This window comes from Mycobacterium sp. E1386, assembly GCF_001672745.1.
GTDB lineage: Bacteria > Actinomycetota > Actinomycetes > Mycobacteriales > Mycobacteriaceae > Mycobacterium.
Window position 1 is genome coordinate 57,980 of sequence record NZ_LZKH01000254.1, and the last position, 8,440, is coordinate 66,419.

At 68.5% G+C, this 8,440-nt stretch carries 9 protein-coding genes; 6 read left to right on the top strand and 3 right to left on the bottom strand.

The window, feature by feature from the left end:
- Positions 1-3 precede the first annotated feature (3 nt).
- Both A5709_RS25740 and A5709_RS25745 read left to right on the top strand, forming a co-directional pair.
- Positions 4-909: a hypothetical protein gene (locus A5709_RS25740; RefSeq protein ID WP_068123495.1), complete on the top strand. Its 906-nt coding sequence runs from the start codon at positions 4-6 to the stop codon at positions 907-909.
- 4 nt (positions 910-913) lie between these two features.
- On the top strand, positions 914-1,180 hold the full coding sequence (locus A5709_RS25745; RefSeq protein WP_067946512.1) for a YdeI/OmpD-associated family protein: 267 nt from the start codon (positions 914-916) through the stop codon (positions 1,178-1,180).
- A gap of 3 nt (positions 1,181-1,183) precedes the next feature.
- On the opposite strand, the gene A5709_RS25750 is transcribed toward A5709_RS25745, so the two are convergent.
- The 3 genes from A5709_RS25750 to A5709_RS25760 all read right to left on the bottom strand — a co-directional run bounded on the left by A5709_RS25750 (position 1,184) and on the right by A5709_RS25760 (position 3,164).
- Entirely contained in the window at positions 1,184-1,537 is a 354-nt protein-coding gene (locus A5709_RS25750; RefSeq protein WP_068123497.1) for a VOC family protein, read from the bottom strand.
- A 92-nt stretch (positions 1,538-1,629) separates the two neighbouring features.
- Entirely contained in the window at positions 1,630-2,136 is a 507-nt protein-coding gene (locus tag A5709_RS25755; protein ID WP_068012112.1) for a hypothetical protein, read from the bottom strand.
- Between the two features lie 143 nt (positions 2,137-2,279).
- Positions 2,280-3,164 carry a cyclopropane mycolic acid synthase family methyltransferase gene (locus tag A5709_RS25760; protein ID WP_068012111.1) on the bottom strand — a complete coding sequence of 295 codons (885 nt, stop codon included), beginning with the start codon at positions 3,162-3,164 and terminating at the stop codon, positions 2,280-2,282.
- A 184-nt stretch (positions 3,165-3,348) separates the two neighbouring features.
- Between A5709_RS25760 and A5709_RS25765 the strand changes: the two genes are divergently transcribed.
- The 4 genes from A5709_RS25765 to malQ all read left to right on the top strand — a co-directional run bounded on the left by A5709_RS25765 (position 3,349) and on the right by malQ (position 8,323).
- Positions 3,349-3,942 carry a hemerythrin domain-containing protein gene (locus A5709_RS25765; protein ID WP_068123500.1) on the top strand — a complete coding sequence of 198 codons (594 nt, stop codon included), beginning with the start codon at positions 3,349-3,351 and terminating at the stop codon, positions 3,940-3,942.
- Between the two features lie 180 nt (positions 3,943-4,122).
- Entirely contained in the window at positions 4,123-5,451 is a 1,329-nt protein-coding gene (locus tag A5709_RS25770) for an MFS transporter (RefSeq protein ID WP_068123512.1), read from the top strand.
- 117 nt (positions 5,452-5,568) lie between these two features.
- On the top strand, positions 5,569-6,204 hold the full coding sequence (gene phoU, locus A5709_RS25775; RefSeq protein WP_067946522.1) for a phosphate signaling complex protein PhoU: 636 nt from the start codon (positions 5,569-5,571) through the stop codon (positions 6,202-6,204).
- Positions 6,205-6,337: 133 nt separating this feature from the next.
- Positions 6,338-8,323 carry a 4-alpha-glucanotransferase gene (malQ, locus tag A5709_RS25780; protein ID WP_068123504.1) on the top strand — a complete coding sequence of 662 codons (1,986 nt, stop codon included), beginning with the start codon at positions 6,338-6,340 and terminating at the stop codon, positions 8,321-8,323.
- Positions 8,324-8,440: the final 117 nt, after the last annotated feature.

Here is an 8,440-nt window from a genome sequence, read left to right on the forward strand (position 1 = left end):
ATCGTGCAAAGAGAGCCGGCGCTGGCGCGGCGCTTCTTCGACCGGTTCGAACCGCTACATGCGGTGACGTATTTCGCTCCGGAGGCACGGGCGGCGCTGGACGGTCTGGGCTACCGCGGCTTCTGGATGGGCTACTTCGCCGCCCGATCGGCGCCGCTGGGCCCGGTGCCCCGGCAGGTGGTCACCGCGATCTTCTACAACTTCGCTCCCGAACGCGTCGCCAAGGCGCTGCCGGCGGCATGGGAGGTCGCCGGCCCGGCCGCGGCGTTGCGGGCCCGGCAGGAATCCGCCGTCGCGGCGCTGCGCCGCTACGGGCTGGGCGATGACGAAAACATCCGTACCGCAGCGGAATTGGCGGGCAAGGCGGCCCGGCACGCCCCGCTGGACGCGCGCCCGCTGTTCGCCGCCAACCTGGCCTTGCCATGGCCGGGAGATCCGCTGGCCGCGCTGTGGCACGCGACGACGCTGCTGCGCGAGCACCGGGGCGACGGGCACGTCGCTGTGCTGGCGGCCGCCGGCATCTCGGGACGGGAGTCCAACGTGTTGCATGCCGCGGCCGGCGGAGTTCCGCGCGAGTACATCGCGCGGACCCGTGACTACGACGAGGCCGCGTGGCAGCACCACGAGCAGCGGCTGACCGAACGGGGACTGCTGGACGATGACGGCTCGCTCACCGCGGCCGGCCGGGAACTGAAGGACCACATCGAACGCTCCACCGATGCGCTCTCGCTGTCCGCGCTCAATGCGCTCGACGACGACGAGGTGGAGACGCTGTTTCGGGCGCTCACGCCCCTCACCCGCGCGGTGGTCGCCGGCGGGGACGTCCCAGACCTCACACCCATGGGCCTGCGCCGCGACGAATTACACGACGACAGCGCACATTTGAGGCTGAACGGCGGGTTAGCCTAACCCCATGAGCAGCCAGCGAATACCCGGCGGGGTGGTGCACAAGCTCCCGGCGGACCTGCGCGAGTCGTTGATCGGCAACGCCACGGCCCTCGCCGCGTGGAAGGACATCACGCCGCTGGCCCGCAACGAGTTCATCTGCTGGGTCGAGGACGCCAAGCAGGAAACGACCCGACAGCGCCGCATCCGCCGGACGCAGGAGGAGCTGGAAGAAGGCAAGCGCCGCCCATGCTGCTGGCCGGGGTGCAAGCACCGCGAGCGCACCGGCAAGTAGTTGTCAGCGGGCGAGCGGTTTGTAGAACACCAGACCGTTGCCCTTGTTGTCGTAGACCACGGCGCGGCGTTCGTGCGCGTCGTCGTATGGGGTTTTGACGATCCCGCCGCCGCTGGCCTCCACCGCCTTGGCCGCGGCGTCGACGTCAGCGGTCTTGATGCCGACGACGACCTGACCGGGTATGGGATGGTCCACGGAGGTCGCCAGCGCGAGCGTTACCGGGCCGCCGTCGAGGGCGGCGAAGTGCGCGCCGTCGCGGAATTTCAGCGGCATGCCCAAAGTCTCGCTGTAGAACCGGATCGACTCGTCGAGGTCGTCGGTGGACAGGATGATCATCTTTACTTCCTGCTCGCCCATGGGCCCTCCTCTGGCTGGATGGCACAGAGACTAGCCCGGCAGGGCTGTTCGTGGAAGGCGCCGAGCGGCAGATTCTTTGCGCCAGGAAGGATTCAGGTGCGGCCGACCGGAACTATCTGACCGTCAAGGTAATCCATCGGCGGCCCGTCGCCGCGCCCGGCGTTGCGATCGGCCACCGCGGTGGCCAGGACGGTGCCATTCTGAATGGTTCCGACGATCTCAACACTGTCGTTGAGCGTGAAATGCGTAGCGGCAGCAGCGGATTGGCCGCCGCGACCGATGAGCGTGGTGTTGGGGGTGACCAGATAGGTCTGGGTGTACCCGTTGGCGCTGCGCGCGGTGACCGAGCCCGCCGTCACGGCGATCACCGTGCCCACTTGCCGCACGGGCTGCGCAGCCGCAGGCGGCTCCTGGCTCACCTCGATCGTTCGCTTTTCGCTGTGTGGGACGTTGAGCACCAGGACCGCACACGCCGCCGCGCACAGCGTAGACGCGGAAACGACATCACATATCGTGGCGACGCCCGGCCTGCGCCGCGCGGTTGAGCCGGCCCGCGGTCTTTGCTCCAGGGTCGCGGTCATTCGATGCTTGGCACCCACGATCAGTCCTTCCCTGCGGTTTTGCGCCGACGATGGTCGACGCGCACCGAAACAGGTTGTTGCTCGTGGATTTACCCCGCGCGGGGTGCCGATAAACCGACCCGCCGGGCCAGTTATGTCCTCCCGGATGGGAGCCGGGGTCGTCAGCCCTTGGTCAGGGTGAACTGCGCGACGTCCGTGTAGCCCTCGCGGAACAGGTCGGCGCAACCGGTCAGGTATTTCATGTACCGGTCGTAGACCTCTTGGGACTGGATCGCGATGGCCTCGTCGCGGCGCGACTCGAGCGCGGCCGACCAGGTGTCGAGGGTGCGCGCATAGTGCAGGCGCAGCGGCTGGTAGAGCTTGAGGCTGAAGCCGGCGCGGGTCGCGTGCTCTTCGACGGTCTTGGCGGCGGGCAGGTCTCCGCCCGGGAAGATCTCGTCCATGATGAATTTCATGAACCGCAGTTTGGTCATGGTGATGGGCAGGCCCCGCTCCTCGAACTCTTCCTGGCTGGGCTGGATGATGGTGTGCAGCATCATCACGCCGTCGTCGGGCAGCGCCTCGTAGGCCATCTTGAAGAAGTCGGGATAGCGGTCGCGCCCGAAGTGCTCGAAGGCGCCGATGGACACGATGCGGTCCACCTTTTCGTCGAACTGCTCCCAGCCCTGCAGCAGCGCCCGCTTGCTGCGCGGGCTGGGATGCTGGTCCAGGCGCTGCTGCACGTGTGCCTGCTGGTTGCGGCTCAGGGTCAGGCCGACGACGTTGACGTCGTACTGTTCGAGCGCCCGGACGATGGTGGTGCCCCAGCCGCAGCCGATGTCGAGCAGCGTCTGGCCGGCTTGCAGCCCGAGTTTGCCGAGCGACAGGTCGACCTTCGCGAGCTGCGCCTCTTCCAGGGTCATGTCTTCGCGCTCGAAATACGCGCAGCTGTAGGTGCGAGTCGGGTCCAGGAAGAGCGCGAAGAATTCGTCGGACAGGTCGTAGTGCGCCTGAACGTCGTCGAAATGCGGCTCTAGGCTCACGGGCTCGCTGCGGTTCTCAGGCACAAAACAACCTCTGATTGTGGTGGATTTTTGCGGCGCGCGATCATGGGCGATCGACACACTGGTGCCCTAGTGTATCCGCACGATGTATGCAGCCCTTCTGGAGCATTCCCGGCCGGTTGACTGGCCCGCCGCTATGGGACACCATGGCCGCGAACCGTAGCGGTGAGGGAGGTGGGGCGGCGCGATGGCTGACATCACCATGTTGATCCTCGCCGATCATGAGTGGTTCCGCGAACAGTTCGCTCAGCTGGATTACCTGCAGGCGCAGACACCGACTGACGAACGCGCGCTGGAGCGGGTGTGGCGTCCCCTCGCCGACAAGCTGGACGTGCACGCCTACATCGAAGAGAAGATCTTCTACCCGCAATTGCTGAAGCGGGGCACCGACGACGCCGAGGGCGAGACGCTCGACGCCATCGGGGACCACAACGACATTCGCGACGGGGTGCGCGACGCCAACGCGGCCCGGGCCGGCACCGAGCAGTGGTGGGCGGCCGTCGGCCGCACCCGGGAGGCCAACGACGAGCACATGGGCGAAGAGGAGCGCGAAGGGTTGTCCGACTTCCGTCGCGCCGCCCCCATCGGCCTCCGCGAAGCGCTCGGTCGGCAATACAGCGATTTCATGGCCGAACACCCCACGACCGAGGGATTACCGATCGTCGACCGCGACCCGCGACGCTACGTCGAGGAAATTGAGGCCACCACGCAGTCGACGCCCCAGGAGCAGTCGACACCCCAGGATTTCTCGCTTCGCATCGGCAGCCTGAAAGGTCAGTGAGTTCCCGCCGACCTTGCCGTGGCCGTTACGATCGGCCACCGGTCGATGGAGACGACAGAGCCGGTTGGGAGTTGTGATTTGTTCGGCCCGCGAGACTTCTGGGTACGCAATCCGTCGATGAATGCACGGGGCCGCCGGAGGAAATGGGCACGCAAGGACATCAGGGTCGCCGACCCGGCCATGCGCCAAACCATCATGGGGACCGCGATCGGCAACTTCATGGAGTGGTACGACTTCGGCGTCTACGGCTACATCGCCACCACCATCGCCCAGGTTTTCTATCCCGGTAAGAGCGTCAGCGGCGTCCACCTGATCGCCACGTTCGGCACGCTGGCCGCGGCGTTCGTGGTGCGCCCGCTCGGCGGGTTCATCTTCGGCCCGCTCGGCGACCGCATCGGACGACACCGGGTCCTTGTCGTCACCATTCTGATGATGACGGTGAGCACCACCGTGACCGGTTTGCTGCCCGGCTACAGCACCATCGGGATCTGGGCGCCGATCCTGCTGGTCATCGCCCGCATATTCCAGGGCTTATCGACCGGCGGCGAGTATGTCGGCGCGATGACCTATCTGGTCGAGCAGGCCCCCGACCACAAACGCGGCATGATGGTCGGGTTCTTGCCGATGGGCAATCTGGTCGGCTTCGTGCTCGCCGGAATGATGGTGACCGGGCTGCAGACCTGGCTCCCCGACGACGCCATGCTGGCCTACGGCTGGCGGATCCCCCTGCTGCTGGGCGCGCCCTTCGGCCTGTTCGCGCTGTTTCTGCGGTTGCGGCTCAAGGAGTCATCCGCCTACCAGAACGCGACGGAGGGGGCGCAGCCCTCGGGCGGACGGAAACAACAGTTTCGGCGCACCGTCGTGGATCAGTGGCGGGGCCTATTGATCTGCGCGGCTCTGGTGCTGACCTCTCAGGTCGCCGACTTCATGTTGACCGGCTACCTGCCGACGTACCTCAAGCTGTTCGTGCGCGTCGGCCACACCGCCGGGCTGGTGATGATCGTGGTGACGTTGGCGATCCTGATGGTCACCGTGGTGCTCGTCGCCGCGTTGTCCGACCGCATCGGCGTCAAACCGATCATGTGGACGGGCTGCGCGCTGCTGGTGGTGGGTTCCATTCCGGCGTTTCTGCTCATCCGCTTCGGCGCCATCTACCCGGTGATCTTCATCGGGGTGCTGCTGATCGGGCTGATGGAGCTGTGCTTCGACAGCACGGCACCCGCGATGCTGCCCGCTCTCTTCCCCACCAACGTGCGCTACGGGTCGCTGGCCATCTCGTACAACATCTCGATATCGGCGGTGGGCGGCACGACGCCGCTGATCGCCCAGGCGCTGGTGTCGGGCACCGGCAACGTCATGGCACCCGCCTACATGCTGATCTTCGGCGGACTGGTGGGCGCCGTCACGCTGCTCTTCACGCCCGAGGTCGCCAGGAAGCCGCTGCCCGGGTCCGGCCCCGCGGTGGAAAGCGAGCGGGAGGCGCGCGAGCTGGCCGACGATGTCAGGTAGCCGCCGGTCAGATCGAAAGGCGTAGAGGGCGAACGGCTTTCGCCGGCCGCTTTTCGGCAATCGGCGACAATGCACGCTGCGACGTTTATTTCGCGCGTTCCGGCCTACTTCTATTGCATGAGAAGCGCATTTCACCACCGGTTGGACTCGCTCACCGAACAACTCGGGGCGATGTGCGCGATGGCCGGGGACTCGATCGGACAGGCCACCCAGGCGCTGCTGACAGTCGACCTGGTGCTGGCGGAACGGGTCATCGCGGGCCAAGGAGACCTCGTCGATGTCAATGCTCGCGTCGAGGAGACCGCGTTCGCCCTGCTGGCATTGCAGGCACCGGTGGCCACCGATTTGCGTGCCGTGGTCAGTGGCATTCGGATCGCCGCGGACGCCCAGCGGATGGGCGCGCTGGCCGTGCACGTGGCCGAGATCGCCCGCATGCGCCATCCCCGCAATGCCGTGCCGGAGGACGTGCGCCGACACGTCGCCGAGATGGGGGCGGTGGCCGAGCAGTTGGCGGGGGGCGCCCGAGAAGTGTTGCTGGCCCAAGACCCTCGTCGAGCGGCACAGATTCGTCGCGACGACGACGCGATGGACGAACTGCACCACCAATTGCTGGCGGTGCTGATGGATCCCGGATGGCCGCACGGTGTCGCCGCCGCGGTGGACGTCACCCTGTTGGGGCGCTTCTACGAGAGATTCGCCGACCACGCGGTTCAGATTGCTCGGCGGGTCATCTTCCAGGCCACCGGGTACTAGGCGAAAGCGGCTGCAGCTTAACGGGTTTCGGTGGCCTGTGTGAGAAGCCCCGGCTTGGGTATATAAGCGATGTGCTTCCTCGTCATCTTCGTCCCATCTCCCCCGTCGGCTCCACACCCGGGCCGGCGCGCTGATGGCGAATCCGAAGCCGGTTCCCGATGACCTGCGTCGGTTGGCCGCGGCCCACGGGGTGGCCACTTCCTACCGCAACGAGCGGCGCGAACCCGTCGAGGTCGACGCCGACGTCGTGATCCGGGTGCTCGGCCTGCTCGACGTCGACGCCGGCAGCGAGGCCGACCGTCGCCGCGAGTTGGCCAAGCTGGCCGAGCGCGACCGCGCCGGCGCCCTGCCACCGACGGTTTCCGCGCGCCTGGACGGGCGGCCCCGGCCGCTGCCCGGAGCGGCCGTCTTGGTGAGCGAGGACGGCGACCGCACCGAGCTGCGCGACGAGCTGCCCGGCGACCTCACACCGGGCTGGTATCGGCTGCAGCTGCGCGACGGGCAGGAGGCCACCCTGGTCGCGGCACCACCCCAGGTGCCCGCCGCCTCGGCCACCTGGGGCTGGATGCTGCAGCTCTACGCCCTCCGGTCGGCCCGCTCCTGGGGTATCGGTGACCTGGGCGACCTGCGGGAGTTCATGAACTGGACCGTCGCCGAGCACGGTGCCGGCGCGGTGCTGCTCAACCCGCTCAGCGCCCCCGGGCCGACGCATCCGGTGCAGCCGTCGCCCTACACCCCCTCCAGCCGGCGGTTCGCCAACCCGCTGGCGCTGCGCGTGGAGGACCTGGACGCCTACCGCCGGGCCGACCCGGACACCCGCGCCGAGGTGGATGCGCTGCGGGTGTCCGCAACGACCGAACGGATCGACCACGACCTCGTGTGGGCGGCCAAGCGGTCGGCGCTGGAACTGCTCTGGCGCGCCGAGGGCCGGCCCAGTCCGCTGGACGAATCGGCCGCCGGCACCGGCCTGCGCGACTGGGCCACGTACTGCGCGCTGGCCGAGCGGCACGGTGGCCGGTGGAGCCGCTGGCCGGAGCCGCTGCGTGACGTCGCCGGGCCGGCCGTCGCGGCGGCACGGCGGGAGCTGGCGCCCCGGGTGGTGTTCCACGCCTGGGTGCAGCAGCGCTGCGGCGAGCAGCTGCTCGCCGTGCGCGACACCGCGCGAAGTGCCGGAATGACCCTGGGGGTGTTGCACGACCTTCCCGTCGGAGTCGACGCCGAGGGCGCGGACGCATGGGCGCTTGCCGATGTGCTCGCCACCGGGGTGAGTGTCGGGGCGCCGCCCGACAACTTCACTCCCCGCGGGCAGGACTGGGGGCTGCCGCCGTGGCGCCCCGACCGCCTGGCCGCCACCGGCTACGCCGCCCTGCGCGACATGCTGCGCGCCGTCGTGACCTACGCCGACGGTCTGCGGATCGACCATGTCGCCGGCCTGTGGCGGTTGTGGTGGATTCCGCCGGGCGACGGCCCGGATCGCGGCACCTACGTGCACTATGACGCCGACGTCATGCTCGCCGTCCTCGCGCTCGAGGCGCACCGGGCCGGCGCCACCGTCGTCGGGGAGGACCTCGGCACCGTCGAACCGGAGGTGACGGAGGCGCTGGCCGACAACGGGATGCTGGGGTGCGCGGTGTCCTGGTTCACCCGCGACGAGTCCGCCCCGGGGGAACCGCTGCTGAGGCCGGCGCAATGGCCGTCGCGGGCCGCCGCCAGCCTGTCCACCCACGACCTGCCCACGGCCGCGGGCTTCCTGCGTGCCGAGCATGTGCGCGCCCGCGCCGACCTCGGGCTGCTCGACGACGTGGCGGGCGAGCAGTCGGTGGCCGACAAGGAGCGGGCGGAGTGGCTGGAGCTGCTGCGGTCCGAGGGGCTGCTGACCGGTCCGGATCCGGACGAGGCGGCGATCATCACCGCGATGCACCGGTTGCTGGCGGCGACGCCGAGCCGCCTGAAGTTGATTTCGCCCTACGACGTGTTGGCCGAACCTCGGCAGCCCAATCTGCCGGGCACGATCGACGAGTACCCGAACTGGCGGCTCCCGCTCCCGGAGACGCTGGAGGAGCTACGGGTCGACCCGAGGGTCGCCGAGATCACCGCCGCCTTCCGCGAGTCGGCGTAACGGATTCTCACTCGTGCCGCAGCACCAGCAGCTCGCTGGTCAGCGTCCCCTTGTCGAGCAACCGCCCGATCTGCGCACTCTGGCGTTCGGCCAACTGCCAGGCCTCCGTGTGCCCGT